Below are 20,504 nucleotides of genomic sequence, written 5' to 3'. Positions count from 1 at the left end.
TTAAAGAAGACATATTTATCATGAAGAAAAACAATGTCTCATGGCAGACAGTACCTGCTGAAAGATGGTGATAGAATTATAAAAACCACTTTGTCCTCTAAAATATGCAAGAACAAAGTGGTTCAGTATAGCAAGAAATCGCTGACCTTAAGCCAAATGTCGTTAACCTGCAGGTGCTTGATTACTATTTATTTCAAACCCCTGTATCCCTTGTAGGGAGTTCAAAGTGGTCGGGGCGACGGGATTCGAACCCACGGCCTCTTGGTCCCGAACCAAGCACGCTACCAAACTGCGCCACGCCCCGTATTTTAAGAACGTCTATCATATTAACAAATCATATTAATTCTGTCAACCTATTTTGGCATAACCAATCTCTTTTATTTAAAATCATACATAAAATTATAAAATATTCAAAAAATGAATGATGATTCATTGATAAATTCTACTTTTTATAATAGAATACTCCTATACCGATTTGTTACCACAACTACAAAAAATGATAAATATAGGTAGAAAAAGGCAGTTTGTTAATCCAAATGCTGGGTCTTTTGATTGCTACCCCTTTTGATTTAAGATATACTTTATACAAGCAATAGATTAAGAAATTCCAAGGTGTATATACATAAGGGAGAGAAATATATTTGAGCAAAATAGGGATTGTTATGGATTCTACAGGATATTTATCGAAGGATATCCTTGAGCAATTTCAAATTCGCGTGGTGCCTCTTAATGTAAATATCGGAGACGAAACGTATTCCGAAACAGAATTGACCAATCAGATTTATTTCAAAAAGTTAAGTTATATCTCCGGTCTTTCTACTACATCTCAACCTTCCGTTGGCAAATTTTTAGAGACTTACGAAGCTATGTTTTCTGAAGGTATCGAGGATATCGTGAGTATTCATCTCTCATTAGCAATAAGCGGCACATTACATTCCGCGGAAATGGCCAAAGAGCTGTCTTCAAACCAAAATATTCACATTTTTGATTCGAGATCCTCTGCATTGGGTCTTGGTGTTTTGGCATGGGCGTCAGCTGAGTGGGCACAACAGGGCTTTAGTGCTTTGGAAATTATGGACAAGTTAAAAATGCTAATCCAAGAAACGGAACTTTATTTCATAGTGGATACATTAGAAAACCTGCGAAAAGGCGGGCGAATTGGTGGAGCAGCTGCTCTGGTGGGGACATTGCTTCAAATTAAACCAATTCTTTATTTTAATAAAAGTGCCCATATAGATGTTTTTGATAAAGTGCGTTCACGTTCACGGGCTTGGCAAACTGTTCTTGACCAATTAGACCGGGCTTTATCTACCGGCAAACGTTATAGAATTTGTGTTATGCACGTCAATATACCTGAAGAGGGTAGAGTATTGCTTAACGAGCTTCAGGTTCGCTATCCGGAGCATGAAGTTCGTTTGTTTGAAGCTGGACCAGTCATAGCAACTCACGTCGGAGCAGGTGCTTTTGGGCTTGTATTTCACCCTTGGCCTTCTAATTAAGAACGGTCTGAAATTTAATTTTAGTTTTCAGGAAGGGTCGGATTTAATAATGTTTTATTTATTAGAGCCCTTTATAGCAGGTCGATTGAAAGCTTACATAATGGGCGTGTATGAGCAATATTTAATGACTCTAAATGGGCAATTCATGAGATTAATTCTCTTAGAATTGAAACATACATAACGGAGACATAAATTTAGTCTAAATTTAATTTTGTATATTAAAACTAAAAAGAAATTAAGTTGCATACTATAATTTTAAAGGTAGAATCGTTTAATTTGTCAGTTGCATTAAAAGATTATAATATTTGTCTGAATATACAGAAATATTAAACAATGAAACTAAGTTTTATGTGTTTAAAAAAAGTTGCTTAAAATAAAAAATATATTCAGAAATTTTGCAGGATTTGTGAAACAAAAAAAGAATATATAATTAATAAAAGCGCAGCATTAGGTTAATAGGCTTATGATTAAATGCAGAGAAGGAGTTGAGTCTCGTTGAAAATAGCAATTTCTGGCAAAGGTGGCGTTGGTAAAACTACCTTTGCTGCAAATTTTGCCCAATGGCTCTCAAATAAAGAGATATCTGTTTTAGCAGTTGATGCTGACCCAGATGCCAGTCTAGGGACGATCTTAGGAATCTCTGATGATGTTCTTGCGAATCTAAAGCCGATTGTTGATATGAAACAATTAATCGAAGAGCGCATGGGGGGAAGTGGAACTTATTATCCACTTAATCCCAACGTGGATGATATACTTGATGACTACAGCATCTCGCTGGGCGCTCTTAGATTCTTTCGCATGGGTAACATAAAAGGAGGCGGCACTTCTTGTTACTGTAAAGAAAACAGCTTTCTTCAAGCCTTAGTTAATTCGCTTATCCTTGGGGAAAAAGATACAGTCATCTTAGATATGGGTGCAGGAATTGAACAACTAACCAGGGGGACAGCTTTAGGAGTCGATGTTTTAGTCATTGTCACAGAACCGAGTAAGGTAAGCATTCAAACCGTAAAGGTAATACAACAGCTCGCTTTAGAACTGGGTATTCCTCGAGTACTTGTAGTTGGCAACAAAGTTCGCAATTCTAAAGATGAAAGTTTTCTTAGAGACCACTTTCCTAAAGAACAGCTTATTGGCATCATCCCTTACAGTGACAAGCTGTTGGAAATGTCCTTAAATACAGGTAATATCGAGTTGCCTGGTGGGTCTCTGGGAGTTGAGCTCAATACAATTTACCAAAAAATTGTAGACGAAGGGAGATGACAGAGGTTTCGTAGTAGAGACGTGTATTTGTAAGAGACAAGATCTTAATAAAGAGGAGGGTGTAATATGCCTAGATATCGGGATTTAACCCATACCGCCCGACCATCCGACGCACCGCGAGTCGTAGATCCTAAGAATCCCATTCGTACAACCGACCCCGGTGCCCTTCAAATGTTGGAAATGATTAAGGATAAAAATATTGAGACGGTTTATGATCGGGTAGTTGCTCAACAACCTCAATGTGCGTTTGGATACAAAGGAATATGTTGCCGTATCTGTATCGCCGGCCCTTGTCGTGTTAAAAAAGAGGACGGTCCTGGAAGTCGTGGAATCTGCGGAGCCTCAGCTTATACCATTGTTTCACGTAACATTGTCCGCATGATTGCTGGAGGAGCCGCATCTCACTCTGAGCATGCACGCCATGTTTTGCATACAGCTCATGCATTAGTCGATGGACATGCCGACGATTACGAAATCAAATCTCCTGCAAAGCTTCATAAATTAGCTGAAAAACTTGGAGTAGCCACTCTTGACCGTGGGGATAAGGACATCCTCAGAGACGTTGTTGAGATCGGATATGCAGATTTTGGACGTTATCAAGATCGTCCGTTAGCGTTTCTTGATTCATTTATGACTGAAGGACGCCGTAAGAAATTCCAGCACACTAATATTATGCCGAGAAATATTGACGGATCAATAACCGAGCTTATTGCTCAAACCGCCATGGGCGTTGACAGTGATCCAGTAAATATCATTTTCGGAGGACTCAAAAGTGCACTTGCTGACTTAGGCGGGGAATATATCGGCACAAATCTAAGCGACGTGTTGTTTGGAATTCCCGAACCTATCGTATCGGAAGCAAACTTAGGTGTAATCAACCCCAAAATGGTGAATATTGCCGTTCACGGGCATAACCCAGTTCTGAGCGAAATGGTTGTTGCAGCTGCACGCGCGATGAAAGAAGAGGCAGTAAAAGTCGGAGCTGAAGGGGTCAATATTGTAGGAATCTGTTGTACCGGTAATGAGTTGCTCATGCGGGAAGGTGTATACTTAGCAACATCTTCAGCCTCTCAAGAAATGGCCATCTTAACGGGTGCTTTAGATGCGATGGTCGTGGATATTCAGTGTATCTACCCAGCTGTGCAAACCATAGCGGAATGCTATCATACAAAAGTTATTACTACAGAAGCTATTATGAAAGTCCCAAGCGCTCAACACATCGCTTTCAATACCACCACAGCAATGGAAGATGCTAAAAAGCTAATTAAGATTGCTATCGAAGCTTATAAGCATCGGGATCCTAAGAAAATTTCCATTCCTAACGAAAAGCATAAGCTTGTAGCTGGTTTCAGTGTAGAAGCGCTTACCGAAATATTCTCAAAGATCAACCCCGAACGTCCGATATCTGTGCTTACAGACGCCATTCAGAGTGGACAGCTCAAAGGAGTTTGTCTCATGGCCGGATGTAACAATCTTAAACGGGCTCAAGATGAATCCCATATAACTGTCTTGAAAGAACTCGTGAAAAATGACGTTTTCGTTATTTCCACAGGCTGTTCCTCAGGAGCGTTTGCGAAATTTGGTCTTATGTCCCCCTTAGCAGTGGATACCTATGCCGGAGAAGGTCTTAAGTCATTCATTCAAACCCTGGAAGCAGCAAATCCTCAATTGGCCACGGGTCTACCCCTAGTTTTCCATGTAGGCTCGTGTGTTGATAACAGTCGTGCTGTAGATTTGGCCGTCGCAATGGCTAATGAACTTGGAGTTGATATCCCTAAAGTGCCGTTTGTTGCTTCTGCTCCGGAAGCAATGCACGAAAAAGCGGTAGCGATTGGTTCTTGGTGCATTACCATGGGACTGCCTACCCATGTCGGGTCCTTGCCTCCTGTTGAAGGCAGTGACCTTGTTTATGGAATTACTACTCAAATTGCTCATGACGTTTTTGGTGGGAACTTTATTTTTGAAGTCGATCCCGTTATTGGAGCATCAAAACTCTTAGATGCTTTAGAGTATAGAACTTGGAAATTAGGCATTCACAGGCAAACAGCGGAGAAAAACGACACCGCAATAGCGCAAGGTTGGTAAGAAAGGAGGAATGTTTATGTCTATGGAGGAAATTTACGCAGACGCAATTAAAGATCCTAATAATCAACCCAAAAAACTCTTACGAAGAACGTATGATGGTACAACCATTGCGATGACTTATGCGGAAATCTTATTGAATCGGGCAATTAAGGATTTTGGTACTGAGCAAGAAGTTGGTTATCCAGATACTGCCTACCACCTCCCAGTTATCACCTGTCTTTCTGGAGAAAAGGTGACCAAATTAGGTGAATTGGTTCCTATTCTGAACCGTATGCGCAGTCAAATTCGTACAGAACTTACCTTTGAAAATGCCAGGCTTTGGGGTGAATCTACCCTATACGCGGCTGAAGTCATTGAGACAATCAATTATCTGCGTGGAGAAGAACCTAAAGTTAAACCTTGGACTGGATTCTTAGGTGACCCGATAGTACGGAAACACGGAATCAAGATGGTTGACTGGACCATTCCAGGAGTTGCAGTAATTCTTGGGCGAGCAAAAGATTCTCAAGCCGCCAAGAAAATCGTTGATAATCTGATGGGTAAAGGATTCATGATCTTTCTGTGTGATGAGGTCATTGAGCAGTTACTCGAAGTAAACGTCAAAATTGGGGAAGACTACATTGCTTTTCCTCTAGGAAACTTTACACAGATTATTCACGCTGTAAACTATGCCTTCCGCGCAGGTCTTGCTTTCGGTGGAATTCCAGCTGGAGAACGTGAAAACCATCGCGATTATCAACGTCGTCGGATTCGGGCATTTGTCCTTAGCCTCGGCGAGACAGATGATGTCAAGTTAGCGGCTTCAATGGGCGCAATTTTCATGGGCTTCCCAACTATTTCGGATCAAGTGCTTCCGGAAGACATGCAAATCCCTGATTGGTACGTATCTGAACCTGATTATGAGAAAATCGTTCCATTAGCCATGGAAGTTCGGGGCATTAAACTAACTAATATCGAAATACCGATTCCTGTAAACTTTGGACCTGCTTTTGAAGGAGAATCTATCCGTAAAGCTGAAACCTATGTAGAATTTGGTGGCGGTCGTTCTACAGCCTTTGAGCTTGTTCAATCAGTAGGACCTGATGAAGTTGTTGACGGTCAGGTCACAGTCATCGGGCCTGAAATCGATACTGTCCCAGAAGGATCCAGACTTCCATTGGGAATTAGGATCGACATTTTTGGACGTAAAATGCAGGATGATTTTGAAGGAGTTTTGGAGCGTCGAATCCACTACTTTGCAAACTATGGAGAGGGTATCTGGCACGTTGCTCAGCGTGATTTATGTTGGGTACGGATTTCCAAAGATGCCAGAGCGAAAGGTTTCTTAATTAAGCATCTGGGAGAACTCCTGTTAGCGAAATTAAAACAGGAATTCCCCGCTATCGTAGACCGTGTTCAAGTGACTCTTATTACTGATCAGGCCGCAGTTGAGGAAGGCCTTGTCAAAGCACGCGAACGATATCGTGCTCGTGACGATCGTATGAGGAGTTTAACCGATGAGTCAGTCGAAGATTTCTATTCCTGTTTACTTTGTCAGTCCTTTGCACCAAACCATGTTTGTATTGTTACTCCTGAAAGGGTTGGTTTGTGCGGTGCAGTGAGCTGGTTAGATGCTAAAGCATCCTTTGAAATCGCACCAAACGGACCCAACCAACCTATTCCTAAAGGGCCAGCAATTGATGAGCTAAAAGGTATGTGGCAAAGTACGAATGATTATCTGTTTAAAGCTTCGAACAACACCTTAGAAGAGGTCAACCTCTATACCTTAATGGATAAACCGATGACCTCTTGCGGTTGCTTTGAGGCTATCATGGCAATCGTTCCTGAAGCAAACGGCCTCATGCTGACGACTCGCGAACATTCCGGAATGACTCCTTGCGGTATGACATTCTCATCACTGGCTGGAACATGCGGCGGTGGAATGCAAACCCCTGGGTTCATGGGAATCGGAAGAACTTATCTGCTCAGCAAAAAGTTCATCCCTGCTGATGGTGGACTTTCCCGTATTGTCTGGATGCCAAAAGAACTAAAAGAATTCTTGCGTGAGGACTTTATTCAACGCTCCATCGATGAAGGTTTAGGAGCAGACTTCATAGACAAGATTGCGGATGAGTCTGTTGGCACAACTGTAGAAGAAATAATTCCTTTCCTTGAAGAAAATGGACATCCATGCTTTAATCTTGAACCACTAATGTAATATTCCCGCAGACGACAAGGTCCCCAAAAGGGACCTTGAGGGTCTGCTTCATCCTAGATCGATTAGAAAGGGGATTTAAAATGGCTCTTACAGGTTTAGAAATCTATAAACAAATGCCCAAGAAAAACTGCGGAGAATGTGGCGTTCCAACTTGCCTAGCCTTTGCCATGGCATTGGCCTCAGGAAAAGCAGCTCTAGACTCTTGCCCCTATGTAACTGAAGCTGCCCGAGAGAACTTGGATTCTGCTGCTGCTCCTCCGATTAAAGCAATAAAATTCGGTAAGGATTCTGTTCTCGGAGATGAAACCGTTCTTTTCCGTCATGACAAAACGTTTTATCATCCCACGACTTTACTTATTTCTGTGTCAGATACCTTAAGTGATGATGAATTGAATGCCAAAATTGAGGAGATTAAGGGCTTAGAATTTGAGCGTGTCGGTCTTCAATACTCTATTGATGGTGTAGCTGTAGTTCAAGAATCCGGAGATGCTGCCCGCTTTGCTAAAGTAGCTGCTGTTGTGGCAGAAGCTACAGATAAATCATTACTTCTATTAAGCAGTGATCCCGAGGCGATGAAAGCTGCTCTCGCACCATTGGCATCGCGTAAACCCCTTATTGGAGCGGCAACTGCAGATAACTACGAAGCTATGGTCAACCTAGGTAAAGAAAACTCAGTTCCTGTCATCATTAAAGCAGATGGACTGGATGCTCTCGAAGAACTTGTAGTTAAGGCACAAGCTTTGGGCTATAAAGAATTCGTTTTGGATCCTGGTTCCAGAACACCGGTCGATACTTTAGCAAATCTTACCCATATTCGCCGTTTAGCCATTAAGAAAAAATTCAGACCGCTTGGTTTCCCTGTCATTGCCTATACAAGCAAAACTGAACCAATGGAAGAAATCATGGAAGCCTCAGTATATGTGGCTAAATATGCCAGTGCTGTCGTCTTGAAAACCAGCAAAAAGGCTCACCTTTTACCGTTAATGACCTTAAAGCAGAACATTTATACAGATCCTCAAAAACCAATTCAAGTTGAACCAAAACTGCATTCTGTTGGCAATGTGGATGAAAATTCGCCATTCTATATTACCACTAACTTCTCCTTAACGTACTATAGTGTCGAAGGTGAAGTTGAAACCTCCAAAATTCCTAGCTATATCTTACCAATTGATACCGACGGAACATCCGTCCTCACAGCCTACGCTGCTGGTAAATTCGAGCCTGAGAAAATCGTCGAAGCAATGAATGCATGTGGAATTGCTGATAAGGTAAAACACCGCAATATCATCATTCCGGGTTATGTAGCAGTAATTTCCGGAAAACTTTCTGAACTGTCCGGTTGGAAAACCATTGTTGGACCACGTGAGTCCAGCGGGATTGTATCTTTCTCGAAATCTTTGACTTAAGACTGAGCAGGGTACACTAAAGCAAATTGCTATGTTGAGAGACGGGCAATGTTTTTCTGAAAATTCATCATACTAATGGGATTTCTTGGTAGAGTAAGGAAGTGAAAGCGATGTCCCAATTTAGAATTAAATTCATGCCAGAGAACCGTGTTATTGAAGCTGATCAGGGTACATCTCTGCTTAACGCAGCCGCGAAAGCCGGAATTATGATCAAATCTGGGTGCGGTGGTAAGGGAACATGCGGAGCTTGTAAAGTTGACGTTTTAAGTGGAGACCCCTTAGTAAATGGGACGGGTAATTTAACACCTGAGCAACTTGCTAAAGGAATTCGGCTTGCCTGTAAAACCTTGGTCCAGGGGGATATGACAATTGAGGTGCCTCCTGAGTCTAGGTTACAAGAACACCAAGTGTTGATGGGAGATGTTCAAAAAGGACTCCTACAGGAAAGCGAACATGATTTACTCGATAAATTCGGGCGTCACTCTTTAGCTATAAAACAGAGGATTTCACTTTCCATACCGACCTTGACCGAAAATTCCAGTGATTGGGCACGTCTAAGTATTGAACTCCGTCGCGTCCTAAAAACCGGAGATAAACCCATTCATATGCCTCTATCCATTCTTAAGCATCTGCCGGAATCACTCCGCAAAGCAAATTGGGATGTATCCATTACCATGACAGATACAGAAGCCGGGTTAACCATTACGCATATTGAGCAGGGAAATGATGTCCCCCCTTATGGGCTTGCTATTGATATAGGTACAACAACAGTTGTTGTCTATCTCATTAATCTTTTAACTGGAGAGATTGTCGATCAACAAGGTACTTATAACAAACAAGCGAAATATGGGGATGACGTAATAACCCGGATAGTGTATGCAGTTGAAAACGAACAGAACTTAATAGAGATCAGAGATGCTGTTGTAGAAACCGTCAATGGACTTCTTGACAAGATTCTTGCTCGTCAATCATTAAGTAATATGAATATCGCTAGCGCAATGGTGGCAGGAAACACAACAATGACCCAATTGTTCTTAGGCGTAGATCCGCGGTACATTCGGTTGGAACCCTATATTCCCACTATGACAAACGTTCCCTCATTCCCGGCTCGAGAGATTGGCCTCCATATGTTGCCTGAGGCAATGGTGCATTGTTACCCCTCAGTAGCAAGTTATGTCGGAGGGGACATTGTAGCAGGAACACTGGTGACGGACTTGGCCAATGGGGAAGATATTATTCTCTTTATTGATATCGGAACGAATGGAGAAATTGTACTCGGAAACCAGGATTGGCTTGTTGCTTGCGCTTGTTCTGCAGGTCCAAGTTTTGAAGGTGGCGGTATTACTTTTGGTATGCGAGCTATGCCCGGGGCGATAGAACGGATCATCATTGATCCTGAAACCTTGGATGTGTCCCTTAAGGTGATTAATAACCAAACTCCTGTAGGAATATGCGGATCGGGGCTTGTGGATTGTATAGCCAAACTTCTCAGTGCAGGTATTATCGACCGCGCTGGGAACTTCCAGCTCGGACATAAGTCGGGCTCACAGCGATTAAGAGCTACGACGGATGATAAGGAGTTTGTCCTAGCTTGGGCTTATCAAGCCGGTGGAGAAAAAGATGTGGTCATTACTGAGAATGATGTCAAGAATGTCATTCGTGCCAAAGGTGCGATCTACGCCGGAATCCGATCATTACTGAATATGGTTGCAGTGGATATTGAAATGATTAGCCGGATTGTCATTGCAGGCGGTTTCGGCAATTACCTTAATATTCATGATTCTGTTCAAATTGGACTGCTTCCAGATCTTGAACCGGAACGGTTTGAATTTATTGGAAATGCATCCGTTAAAGGTGCACGCCTCGCCTTACTTTCTCAGAATGCCTGGCGGGAAGCAGAAGAATTAGGACGAAAAATGACGTATGTCGAACTTTCAGTTGGAGTGACATATATGGACGAATATATGGCCGCCTTGTTTTTACCTCACACGGATATGTCCCTATTTCCATCTTTTCAATAAACGTTATAATGGAGGTCAATTATGTCTAAATATATAGCTGTTGCAGGTAAAGGTGGAGTAGGAAAAACCACATTCACCGCTTTATTATTAAGGCAAATGGTTCGTCGAAAAAAAGGGACTTCAATACTCGCAGTCGATGCAGACCCCAATGCAAATCTAGGTGAAGCGTTGGGCTTGAATGTTACTTCGACAATATCGGAGTTGCTTGAACAAAGTAAAGATCCTAAAGCAATTCCTGAGGGTATGCCAAAAAACATCTTTATCGAGTACAAACTGCAACAATCGTTAGTTGAGTCAAAAGAAATTGATCTGCTTGTCATGGGAGGGCCTCAAGGGGCCGGGTGTTACTGCTATCCTAATGACATCTTGCGTAAACATCTAGAGAACATTGGGGAAAACTATGACTTTGTGGCTGTGGATTCTGAAGCAGGCTTGGAACATATAAGTCGTCGTACGATTCCCCGCATTGAAGTCATGTTTGTAATTAGTGATTCTTCGGCTCGAGGGATTCGTTCAGCTGGAAGAGTTCACGATCTTATTCGGGGGCTAAAATCTGCTGTACAAACCATATTTTTGATTGTAACCAAGACTACAGAGGGAAGTATGGAATCATTGAGAGAAGAGATTGACCGTACTGGTCTTACTGTGATTGGAGACATTCCGTTAGATCCTTTAGTTGTGGAATATGACTTGGCGGGCAAACCACTATTTGATTTGCCTGATGATGCCGTCTCGGTCCAGGCAGTGGATAGCATTCTGAACCGTGCCGGAATCTTTAACTAGAAAGGAGAGAAGTTCATGTCCGTAACGTTAGTAAAAGAAAAATATTCCAGTAAAGTTGGAGAGGTAGTACTCGGCGCAACTGCTGAACAGGGAGGAACAAGAACCTCCACAATTACGGTTGGAGGGGACAGTGCCTTACCGTTTCTCCACTTTGAAGGAGAAACGAAGAACCGTCCGGTGATTGCAATGGAGGTCACAGACGTAGTACCTGCTTGGAATGAGATGATTATGAATCAAATTGGGGATGTCATCAGTGATCCAGCCGCTTGGGCTAAAAAATGCGTTGATGATTTTGGCGCAGATCTCATCTATCTAAAACTGAACGGCGCTGATCCCGAAGCAGAAAACCGTTCCCCAGAAGATTGTGCACGTATCGTAAAAGACGTCCTAGCAGCTGTGGGGGTACCTCTCATTGTGGAAGGGTGCGACGACTCAGAAAAAAATAATGAGATTATGGCTGTTATTGCTGAAGCTGCAACAGGGGAAAACCTCCTGATCGGTATCGCTGAGCAAGATAACTATAAGTCCATTGCCGCTGCCGCGATGGTACACAAACACACTCTGATTGCCCGTTCACCACTTGACATTAATATCTGCAAACAGCTCAATATCTTGATCAATGAGATGGGACTGCCCCTAAACAAAATCGTCATTGATCCTACGGTTGCCGGTCTGGGATTTGGAATTGAGTATGTCTATTCAATCATGGAGCGGGCACGTCTCGGAGCCTTGGCAAATGATAAAATGCTTTCAATGCCTATCATTTGTACAGTTGGATACGAAGCTAACCGCTGTAAAGAAGCTTATGCATCTAATGAAGAGTTTCCCGGATGGGGAGATCTCGCAGATCGCAGCGTTCTTTGGGAGGCTGTAACAGCTTCTGGCGTACTTCAAGTCGGAGCTAGTATTCTTGTAATGCGTAACCCTGCTGCAGTAAGTGTTGTCAAAAAGAACATTGCCGATATGACGGGGAAATAATCCCTATTATAGGTTCAAACTTCTATCTGTAAAATTACCTTCATTTAGCTAATTAATTTATTAATAATGAAAGGACGTGACCGAATGCTTATTTTTGGCGAACGGATTAACGGAATGTTTACTGATATTGGAGATGCACTTCGCAATAAAGATCCGAAGCCTATTCAATATTGGGCTGTAAAGCAACAAGAAGGAGGAGCACACTACCTTGACGTTAACTCCGGCCCTGCTATTCCGACTCACGAAAGAGTGGAAGCGTATGAGTGGATGGTTAATGTTATTCAGGAAGTTTCCGAATTGCCTCTTGTCTTAGACTCAACAAACTATGATGCTATTGAAGCAGGCTTAAAGGTTTGTAAGCGTCCAGCAATTATTAACTCTTGCCCTGCAGAACAAGTGAAAATAGAACGTGTTTTCCCAATGGCTATTCAATATAATGCTGGAATTATCGGGTTGACCATGGATAAGAAAGGTATCCCAAAAGACGCCGAAAATCGAGTGGCTTTTGCTATGGAATTAGTGGCTGCGGCAGATGAGTACGGAGTACCGATGGAAGACCTATTCATTGATCCATTGATTCTCCCTGTAAACGTTGCTCAGGAGCATGCACCAGAGGTTCTAGAGTCCTTAAGACAAGTGAAAATGTTGGCAAACCCAGCACCACGCACGGTTCTAGGACTTTCAAACGTATCTCAGAAATCTCCGGATCGCAACTTGATTAATCGGACATATATGGCAATGGCAATTGCGTGTGGACTTGATGCAGCCATTATGGATGCCAATGATGATGACCTTGTTGACGTAGCTGCTACTTGTCAGATCCTTCTTAATAGAAGCGTCTACGCTGATTCTTATCTTAAAGTTTTCCGCGCTCGCTAAAATTTTAGCAAGTTTAGAACATCCGCTTCTTGTAAGTGGATGTTCTTTTTCACTCTATCATACGTCTATTTCGCAAAAAGAAGCTGTTAACAAACTTTAATTTTATAGTTTGTTGCAGCTTCCTTTTATTAACATGAATGTTCATACCGTCAAGGATACAAGCATAGCTATTAAAGATTATAGAATTTGGAAGGGGATAATTATGGAGGCTTATTATCATAACGATCCGAGAATTCAAGAATGGGTAGAGCAAATTATTGAAACAATATTTACGACATGTTTATTAAGCGGTAAGGATTCAGAGGCAGAATATCAAAAGGGATGTCAAATTGTAGGAAAGCTTTCATCTTTATTACAGGGATTTTCTACATTTCCTTCCGAGTATCTAGCGGATGGACTTGAACAAATTATTGAACAACAACTTCCTGACCCACGTGTTATTAGTAATTTTTCTACATTTATTGAAACAATGAATAGAATGCTCAATGAAGGTATGTTAAAAGCGATGGGCGATAGCCCTGAAGAGTCTGAACTAATTGAAATGCCTGAATCAATTCCTGCCTTAGCTTCGATCTGCCAAAACGAAATTTTAATTGAAGAGAGTGATAAGAACGAAGTATTGATCGAAGAAAATGAAGAAAAAAATTATAGCGCATCAGGGGATTTTGAAGTGATTAACAGCATGGAAAAGTTGCAAGAGTGCATTGAATCAGATAATAAATCAGATACTTCTAATAAAGATTCACATGAAATTGTTTCAATATCAGCAAAAGCTAGTGAGTTAGTTCAAACTGTCCAGATCCCTTATAGGGCGGAACGTCTTAACGATGTTCTAAGCTATATTTTCCCCAAAGCAACTGTCTTATGGAATGTTTCATTACTGAATCAGGAATTTTTAGCTCAAGTAGAGGATGTGCTAATCAGCCGCTTTGATTCAGCCCGTCCTAGTGAGACTAATAAATATATAAAAGACGGTTGGAGGATTTTGGTCCTGCGTGAGGATGATCTTTCTTATCCGAGAAGATTAGAGAGAGAAGTTAGAACTATTCTGCGTTTAGGCCGAAAGGCCTAATGGGGGATAAGTTATCTAATTTTTCTTGCTTAGAAGTAGGAAATACTGTTTCTATGTCGAATAAAACAATATAGAAGTGCAAGTTAATGTTTAATATTATTGAAATGAGGAATAATTTTGTCTGATCAGTTGGGAGAAATATTGAAAAATACTTTGAAGGCTATCGAATCAGGAAAAGAAGAAATATTTTTAATAGCTGAAACATCTCGAACTGAGACTCATCGGCTTGTTAATGAACTCTCTCAACTTAAATCAGATATTGAAGAAATTATTTTACAAGTTGATTTTCAAGAAAAAGTGGAACGACGCATGCGCCAAAATCTAATGGAGGTAAATCGAGCGTATCAAGAACATACTCAAGAAGAAATGATGAAGACGTATGCGGAAGCAAAAGATGCCCAAGTTAAATTGCAACTTTTGCAACAAAAAGAAATTCAGTTGCGTAAGCGGCGCGACGATCTTGAAAGATCTCTTACTCAAATGGAAGTAACAATTGAACGTGCCCAAAACCTTATGACTCAGGTCAGCATGGCAATCAGCTTACTGCAAGGTGGCGTTGTTGAGGCCCTTCAAACTCAGAGTCACGAGCAACGGCTAGAGATGGGTCTGCGTGTTATTAAAGCTCAAGAGGAGGAACGTCGCCGTGTAGCGAGGGAAATCCATGATGGTCCTGCTCAAACGCTTGCTAATATTGTCTTACGCTTAGAAATTGCCGAAAAATTACTAGAATTAGATACTAGTCGGGCCAAGTCCGAACTTCAAGACCTTAAGAATTTAGTTCGTGCTAACTTGCAAGACATTCGCAGGATAATTTTCGATCTTAGGCCAATGGCATTGGATGATTTAGGAATTGTCCCTGCAATCTCAAAATACCTGGATAATTTTCAAGATAACTATAGAATTAACTGTGATTTGCGTATCGAAGGAAGAGAAAGGCGGCTTCTTCCAGCCATGGAAGTTGCTCTCTTTAGATTAGTTCAAGAGGGAATGACGAATGTCGCTAAACATGCACAGACTGCTAAAGTAGAGATTTGTTTAACTTATAAAGATGAATGGACGATCGCCACAATACGTGATTATGGGAAAGGCTTTGAAGTAAATACAGCCATGAATTCTCCTGGGGAACATTTTGGACTTGTGGGAATGCGGGAACGAGTTGAAATGTTTTCAGGGTGTTTTTCGATACAATCAACTATTGGAAAAGGGACAACGATTGAACTGTCAATTCCATCGAACCAAGAGGGAGGAACGACAACTTGATAAGAATTGTAATTGCAGATGATCATCCCTTATTAAGAGAAGGGCTTCGTCGCATTTTAGAATTTGAAGATGGGATTGAAGTCGTTGCAGAAGTGGGAGATGGTCAAGGTGCCATCAATGTAGCGCGGACAATGAAATTTGATATTTTATTAATGGATTTAAATATGCCTGGGGTTAATGGACTAGAAGCAGGTCGGGTAATTCGTCGTGAATGTCCAAACGTTGGCATCTTAGTGCTAACTGTTGATGATTCCGATGAAAAGGTTTTCCAGGTTCTGCAAATTGGTGTAGCAGGTTACTTACTTAAAGATGTAGATTCTAAAACCCTGATTGAATCAATTCGCAAGGTTTATTCCGGAGAACCAATCTTATCTCCATCTGTAACGGGGAAACTGCTTGATCAGTTGAGCCAACCGAGCCCTTTGAAAGATACATGCGGTCTAAGTGATCGGGAGATGGAAATTCTGCATTATGTTGTGAAAGGGTCTTCCAATCGTGAGATTGGGACCTCTTTATTTATTAGTGAAAAAACAGTAAAGAATCATTTATCGAGCATTTATCGTAAACTAGCTGTTGAAGATCGGACGCAAGCTGCCCTAAAGGCTGTTAAACTGAATTTCTTTCAGCTTGATTAGAAAGCAACAGTTTATTATGGTCATTGCTAAACCTAGAATAAACAGGTAGAATAAGTAGAGATATGTAAGTTAGCAGTATATGATTGAAAACTATAAATAGCATTGTTAAAGTAAAGCGTCCAAAATGCTATTCTTCACAGAATAATATTCTGAAAGGAAAAGCAATGAGGCGCTATTTTTGGAGGATTGATTGATGAAAATTAGCTTTTTGGGGGCAGCACAGGTTGTCACAGGATCTTCTTTTCTAGTCGAATCAGGGAAATCACGCATTTTAATTGATTGTGGAATGTTTCAGGGTTCCAAGGCACTCAAAGAGTTAAATTATGGAGAATTCCCCTATAATCCAGCAAGTCTTGACGCTGTTATTTTGACACATGCTCATACTGACCACTCTGGAATGTTACCTAAACTTATTAAAGCTGGTTTTAAGGGTCCAATCTGGGCTACACCTGAGACAATTAAATTATGTTCAATAATGCTTCCTGACAGTGGGCATATACAAGAAATGGAAGTGGAACGTAAAAATCGAAAGCGAAATAGAGCAGGGATCGAACCCCTGGTTCCAATATATACAGTTCAGGATGCACTCGATACCATTCAATACTTTCGAGCCGTATCCTACAAGGATATTGTAGACCTTGTGCCGACTATTTCCTTTGAATTCTTCGATGCCGGTCATATACTTGGTTCAGCGCATGCAGTTCTTCACGTCAAAGAATCTGACTATCATAAAACGATTGTATTTTCAGGTGATATAGGGAATGTTAACCAACCCTACATTCAAGATCCAAGCATATTAAGTGTGGCAGATATCGTGGTTATGGAAACGACTTATGGAAATCGTCTCCATTCCGAAAGCAATGAGGGCAACAAAATTGACCGTTATGAACAACTTGCTAAAATTATTACTGAGACATACAAAGCTGGCGGAAATTTGGTTATCCCTGCTTTTGCCATTGAACGAACTCAAGACCTTCTTTTTTACCTTCAAAAACTACAGAATGAACATCGCATACCAATATTGCCCATTTATATTGACAGCCCTTTGGCTATTGCAGCTACGAAGATTTTCCAAGAAAACACAGACAATTTTGATTCTATCACTAAGGAACTGATTAGAACTGGAAATAATCCTCTAAATATGACTAATGTTCATTTTAGTCAAACAGCTCAGGATTCTATGGCTCTTAATTCAATTGAAGGTGGAGCGATAATTATTGCTGCCAGCGGCATGGCTGATGCTGGTCGAATTAAACATCATCTGAAACATAATCTATGGCGAAGAAATGCTACAATTCTATTTGTAGGATATCAGGCCCAAGGAACATTGGGCCGAATTCTCTCAGATGGTGTTGAGACTGTAACCATACACGGGGAGAAAGTCGCAGTCAATGCACAGATTAGTCACATGGACGGATTTTCGGCTCATGCAGATCAGGCTGAACTTATTCATTGGCTCTCTCTGCTGGGGAAAAAAGCAGAGCAAATTATTCTTGTGCACGGAGAGTTAGAATCTCAGACTAGTTTTTCTGATAAAGTTTTAGAAGTGTTCGCAAAAACGCCTCTTATACCCCAGCTTGGAGAAACTATAGAATTTACTCAAGAACAAGTTCTACAGCATGCTCCTGAAAAAGTTTGGTTGTCTAAAGGGATTAAGGTTGAGGATGGCAATGAGGTTTCCACAGAGAAGGTTCTTAGGAATATTGCAATACCTGCTGCACCTTCTTATAAGCGATCTAAGACATCGGCATCTAAAATATCACGCTCACAAGTTAATAGAGCATATATACGATTACGACATCACCTTAAAAGCCTTATCGATGAGGGTCAAAGAACCCGTGATTTTGAGCGGGTCGTTAACCTACTCGACAGCATAACACGATGGCTTGAAGAACAGGAACGAAAAACTAGGCGTTAAACTTTAAAAATTACAGCCACGCATATTCTAAGGTTTGACGTTTTATACCTGCAAGGAAGCGAAGGCTTTCTTCACGTCGCTTAATTGCTAAACGCTTTCCTGCTTTAGTGACTACTTTGTCAGGAAGAGCATCCGCAAAAAGGCGTGCGCGGTCTATAGCGTCTTCAGGAGTCTGTATTAGTTCGTCCTGCCCTACGAGACTAAATAGACGCATCAAGCCAATATTACCCATATTATCCAGAATATCTGCTTCTCTTAAATAAACTGCTTCATCACTCCGTCCTGGTTCCGAGTAATACATGTGATTTTCAACAGCGTCTAAAACAAGGGGCAGTTTATCGGATGAGAACATCATTTGTTGCAGAAGGTTTGCCGATACCCCTTTTGAGCGTAAGGCATGATCAATGTTTTTAAGGGCATAGACAGGATATTTACCTGTATCATGTAACATTGCAGCTGTATAAAGAACCTCATCATCTAAGCTAAGATGACTGGAAAGTTCTTTTGACAAGTGATAGACCCTGAAGCAATGCTTAATCCCCCAAGCTGAGAGAGATCCTGATTTCTCGACTATTTGAATAAGTTCTTTTCTAAAATCCATATTTCGTTATCCTCCTTTTCGTTTCATAATATATACGCCAAAAGAGCCTCATACTCCTTCCATAATATGGCAAGTACGATAAAAGCTTTTTGTTCTAATTTGTATGTAATAGAAAAAATATCCTTTCTCTGCAGGTTTTAATAAGGATAATGTCTGATATAGGAGAATAATTTTTATAGATAATTCTGTGACCGGTACATGGGGAGATGAATGCCAATGAATAAAGTAAACGTTTATGGGAGCTTTACACAAGCTCTTTTCTTTTCCGGAGTTGTTTCAATTCCAAAATACCTGTTGACTCACTATACTAAAATTGGAATCAGTGATCATGAGATGATGGTGATAATTCAAATTCTATGCGAATCTGAATCAAATCCATATCCTTCAATTGCCACTTTAGCTGGGCGTATGAATGCTTCATCTTCGAATATAGAAGAAGATTTGGGCGGTTTGGTAGAGCGAAAACTCTTGACCATCGAAAGGTATTGGAATCCAGTTGAACTTAAGTGGGGAAATAGTTATAGTTTTGTTGGGCTGATCGATGAACTAGCCGAGCTTTGGGCCATTGAACGTTCTCAACAATTGGAAGAAGAACGAGTCCTAAAACAAAATCAAGTCTCTCCAAATATCACACCTTTACCCAATCCAACAAATCCGGCAATGGAGAATTTAGTTCAGACTTTTGAGCAAGAACTAGGTCGGTTGCTCACACGTCTGGAGTGTGAAAATCTAGATCGATGGCTATCTTCTCATTTTACTGAAGAACTTATTATTGAGGCATTAAGAAGAGGGGTTAGTGCAGGTATCCGAAATTTCCGTTATTTAGATTCAATACTTAGAGAATGGGAAAAAAAGGGACTGCGTACACGTGCAGAAATCGAAGCTGAAGATGCTAATTTTCAATCTCGTCAAGAAAAGAAGACCACAAAACCAAAGAATAAAGGGTCAAAAACAACATCCAATAAATATGAAAATTTCTATCTTTAAATTGTTTGGATACGTCTGGATTTTAGAGGAGGTTATCCAAAATGAAAAGTGTAAATGATATTTTGAAAAGTAATATCTTAAAAACAAAAACAAATAGTACTAACCCCAAGCCTGTTATTGATTATCCCAATTCCAACGATAAGTCTGGGTGCTCTATTTGTGATGATCGAGGGATTGTTCTTGAAGGAGATATTGCCTATCCCTGCAGTTGTATGCAATCGAGGAAAATCGAAAATCAATTTCGCCATGCCCGTATCTCTAGAGAGTTGATGAACTGCAGATTGGAAAAGTTTCGATTTGATTATTATTCCGATGACATGACAGATATACATCGTGACGGAGCAGTTAGGGCCTTAAAGGCAGCTAAAAGCTTCGTTGATGATTGTCTGCGCACTCCTTATGGTCTCGGACTATTGTTTACTGGGCCCGTTGGCTCAGGAAAAACGTATCTTGCTGCTTCCATAGCTAATGAACTTATGGAGTCTCAGTTAAAGGTACTTTTTCTTGTTGTTCCCGACCTCTTGGATGAATTGAGAGCAACCTACAAATCGGAACTTAACGAACTTGATTTATTAGATACAGCCCGATCTGTGCCAATCTTAATCCTTGATGATTTAGGAGCGCACAATTATACAGATTGGACAAGAAACAGACTCTACTCAATTATTAATTATCGCCTAAATGAGCAACTCCCTACAGTTATTACGTCCAATCTTTCTCTCGATGAAATGGAAGATTATATTGGTATACGCACTACATCACGCATAATTCAGTCTTCGCGAATTTTCCGATTAACGGTGGAAAAGGATATTCGTCTTCAGATTTATCAGGAACGGGAAGGTAAAATTTAGTCAAACGGCCTCAATATAGAAAAAGGAAATCGGGTAAATATAATCTGACTCCGAAAATTTTTAAAATATTTT

The 20,504-nt window shown here is 40.9% G+C and carries 16 protein-coding genes and 1 tRNA gene; 15 read left to right on the top strand and 2 right to left on the bottom strand.

Annotated features, from left to right (window positions below; genetic code table 11):
- Positions 1-227 precede the first annotated feature (227 nt).
- Positions 228-304, bottom strand: a tRNA-Pro gene (locus M8E35_RS02880).
- 337 nt (positions 305-641) lie between these two features.
- Between M8E35_RS02880 and fakB the strand changes: the two genes are divergently transcribed.
- The 13 genes from fakB (at position 642) to M8E35_RS02815 (ending at position 17,993) form a co-directional block, all read left to right on the top strand.
- Positions 642-1,499, top strand: coding sequence for a DegV family protein (gene fakB / locus M8E35_RS02875; RefSeq protein WP_252467245.1), 858 nt, complete (start codon positions 642-644; stop codon positions 1,497-1,499).
- A gap of 495 nt (positions 1,500-1,994) precedes the next feature.
- Positions 1,995-2,759 carry an ATP-binding protein gene (locus tag M8E35_RS02870; RefSeq protein ID WP_252467244.1) on the top strand — a complete coding sequence of 255 codons (765 nt, stop codon included), beginning with the start codon at positions 1,995-1,997 and terminating at the stop codon, positions 2,757-2,759.
- A 66-nt stretch (positions 2,760-2,825) separates the two neighbouring features.
- Positions 2,826-4,844, top strand: a complete 2,019-nt coding sequence (gene cooS, locus M8E35_RS02865) for an anaerobic carbon-monoxide dehydrogenase catalytic subunit (protein WP_252467243.1) — start codon at positions 2,826-2,828, stop codon at positions 4,842-4,844.
- A 16-nt stretch (positions 4,845-4,860) separates the two neighbouring features.
- Positions 4,861-7,041, top strand: a complete 2,181-nt coding sequence (gene acsB / locus M8E35_RS02860) for an acetyl-CoA decarbonylase/synthase complex subunit alpha/beta (protein WP_252467241.1) — start codon at positions 4,861-4,863, stop codon at positions 7,039-7,041.
- 80 nt (positions 7,042-7,121) lie between these two features.
- Positions 7,122-8,447 (top strand): acetyl-CoA decarbonylase/synthase complex subunit gamma, encoded by a 1,326-nt coding sequence (acsC, locus tag M8E35_RS02855; protein WP_252467240.1) that lies wholly within the window; start codon positions 7,122-7,124, stop codon positions 8,445-8,447.
- Positions 8,448-8,557: 110 nt separating this feature from the next.
- On the top strand, positions 8,558-10,468 hold the full coding sequence (locus M8E35_RS02850; RefSeq protein ID WP_252467239.1) for an ASKHA domain-containing protein: 1,911 nt from the start codon (positions 8,558-8,560) through the stop codon (positions 10,466-10,468).
- A gap of 21 nt (positions 10,469-10,489) precedes the next feature.
- On the top strand, positions 10,490-11,251 hold the full coding sequence (locus M8E35_RS02845; protein ID WP_252467238.1) for an ATP-binding protein: 762 nt from the start codon (positions 10,490-10,492) through the stop codon (positions 11,249-11,251).
- Positions 11,252-11,266: 15 nt separating this feature from the next.
- Positions 11,267-12,229, top strand: coding sequence for an acetyl-CoA decarbonylase/synthase complex subunit delta (locus M8E35_RS02840; RefSeq protein ID WP_252467237.1), 963 nt, complete (start codon positions 11,267-11,269; stop codon positions 12,227-12,229).
- Positions 12,230-12,313: 84 nt separating this feature from the next.
- Positions 12,314-13,108, top strand: coding sequence for a methyltetrahydrofolate cobalamin methyltransferase (locus tag M8E35_RS02835; RefSeq protein WP_252467236.1), 795 nt, complete (start codon positions 12,314-12,316; stop codon positions 13,106-13,108).
- Between the two features lie 202 nt (positions 13,109-13,310).
- Complete coding sequence (locus tag M8E35_RS02830) at positions 13,311-14,180, top strand: hypothetical protein (protein WP_252467235.1); 870 nt, start codon at positions 13,311-13,313, stop codon at positions 14,178-14,180.
- 117 nt (positions 14,181-14,297) lie between these two features.
- Positions 14,298-15,440: a sensor histidine kinase gene (locus M8E35_RS02825; protein WP_252467234.1), complete on the top strand. Its 1,143-nt coding sequence runs from the start codon at positions 14,298-14,300 to the stop codon at positions 15,438-15,440.
- Positions 15,437-16,075, top strand: a complete 639-nt coding sequence (locus M8E35_RS02820; protein WP_252467233.1) for a response regulator — start codon at positions 15,437-15,439, stop codon at positions 16,073-16,075. Before M8E35_RS02825 ends, M8E35_RS02820 begins: the two co-directional genes overlap by 4 nt.
- Positions 16,076-16,268: 193 nt before the next feature.
- On the top strand, positions 16,269-17,993 hold the full coding sequence (locus tag M8E35_RS02815; protein WP_252467232.1) for an MBL fold metallo-hydrolase: 1,725 nt from the start codon (positions 16,269-16,271) through the stop codon (positions 17,991-17,993).
- A 10-nt stretch (positions 17,994-18,003) separates the two neighbouring features.
- Here M8E35_RS02815 and M8E35_RS02810 read toward each other — a convergent pair whose 3' ends face one another.
- Entirely contained in the window at positions 18,004-18,594 is a 591-nt protein-coding gene (locus M8E35_RS02810; RefSeq protein WP_252467231.1) for an HD domain-containing protein, read from the bottom strand.
- Positions 18,595-18,810: 216 nt separating this feature from the next.
- On the opposite strand from M8E35_RS02810, the gene M8E35_RS02805 reads away from it, so the two are divergent.
- Positions 18,811-19,581 (top strand): DnaD domain-containing protein, encoded by a 771-nt coding sequence (locus M8E35_RS02805; RefSeq protein ID WP_252467230.1) that lies wholly within the window; start codon positions 18,811-18,813, stop codon positions 19,579-19,581.
- 41 nt (positions 19,582-19,622) lie between these two features.
- On the top strand, positions 19,623-20,432 hold the full coding sequence (locus tag M8E35_RS02800) for an ATP-binding protein (protein ID WP_252467228.1): 810 nt from the start codon (positions 19,623-19,625) through the stop codon (positions 20,430-20,432).
- Positions 20,433-20,504 lie beyond the last annotated feature (72 nt).

This window comes from Desulfosporosinus nitroreducens (genome assembly GCF_023897015.1).
GTDB classification, from domain to species: Bacteria; Bacillota; Desulfitobacteriia; order Desulfitobacteriales; family Desulfitobacteriaceae; genus Desulfosporosinus; species Desulfosporosinus nitroreducens.
This window is presented reverse-complemented; position numbering and strand designations above follow the sequence as displayed.

Coding starts and splice junctions, on each gene's coding strand:
- M8E35_RS02805 (WP_252467230.1), top strand. CDS start 18,811: ATGAATAAAGTAAACGTTTATGGGAGCTTTACACAAGCTCTTTTCTTT.
- acsC (WP_252467240.1), top strand. CDS start 7,122: ATGGCTCTTACAGGTTTAGAAATCTATAAACAAATGCCCAAGAAAAAC.
- acsB (WP_252467241.1), top strand. CDS start 4,861: ATGTCTATGGAGGAAATTTACGCAGACGCAATTAAAGATCCTAATAAT.
- M8E35_RS02845 (WP_252467238.1), top strand. CDS start 10,490: ATGTCTAAATATATAGCTGTTGCAGGTAAAGGTGGAGTAGGAAAAACC.
- cooS (WP_252467243.1), top strand. CDS start 2,826: ATGCCTAGATATCGGGATTTAACCCATACCGCCCGACCATCCGACGCA.
- M8E35_RS02840 (WP_252467237.1), top strand. CDS start 11,267: ATGTCCGTAACGTTAGTAAAAGAAAAATATTCCAGTAAAGTTGGAGAG.
- M8E35_RS02810 (WP_252467231.1), bottom strand. CDS start 18,594: ATGGATTTTAGAAAAGAACTTATTCAAATAGTCGAGAAATCAGGATCT.
- M8E35_RS02800 (WP_252467228.1), top strand. CDS start 19,623: ATGAAAAGTGTAAATGATATTTTGAAAAGTAATATCTTAAAAACAAAA.
- M8E35_RS02850 (WP_252467239.1), top strand. CDS start 8,558: ATGTCCCAATTTAGAATTAAATTCATGCCAGAGAACCGTGTTATTGAA.
- M8E35_RS02815 (WP_252467232.1), top strand. CDS start 16,269: ATGAAAATTAGCTTTTTGGGGGCAGCACAGGTTGTCACAGGATCTTCT.
- M8E35_RS02835 (WP_252467236.1), top strand. CDS start 12,314: ATGCTTATTTTTGGCGAACGGATTAACGGAATGTTTACTGATATTGGA.
- M8E35_RS02830 (WP_252467235.1), top strand. CDS start 13,311: ATGGAGGCTTATTATCATAACGATCCGAGAATTCAAGAATGGGTAGAG.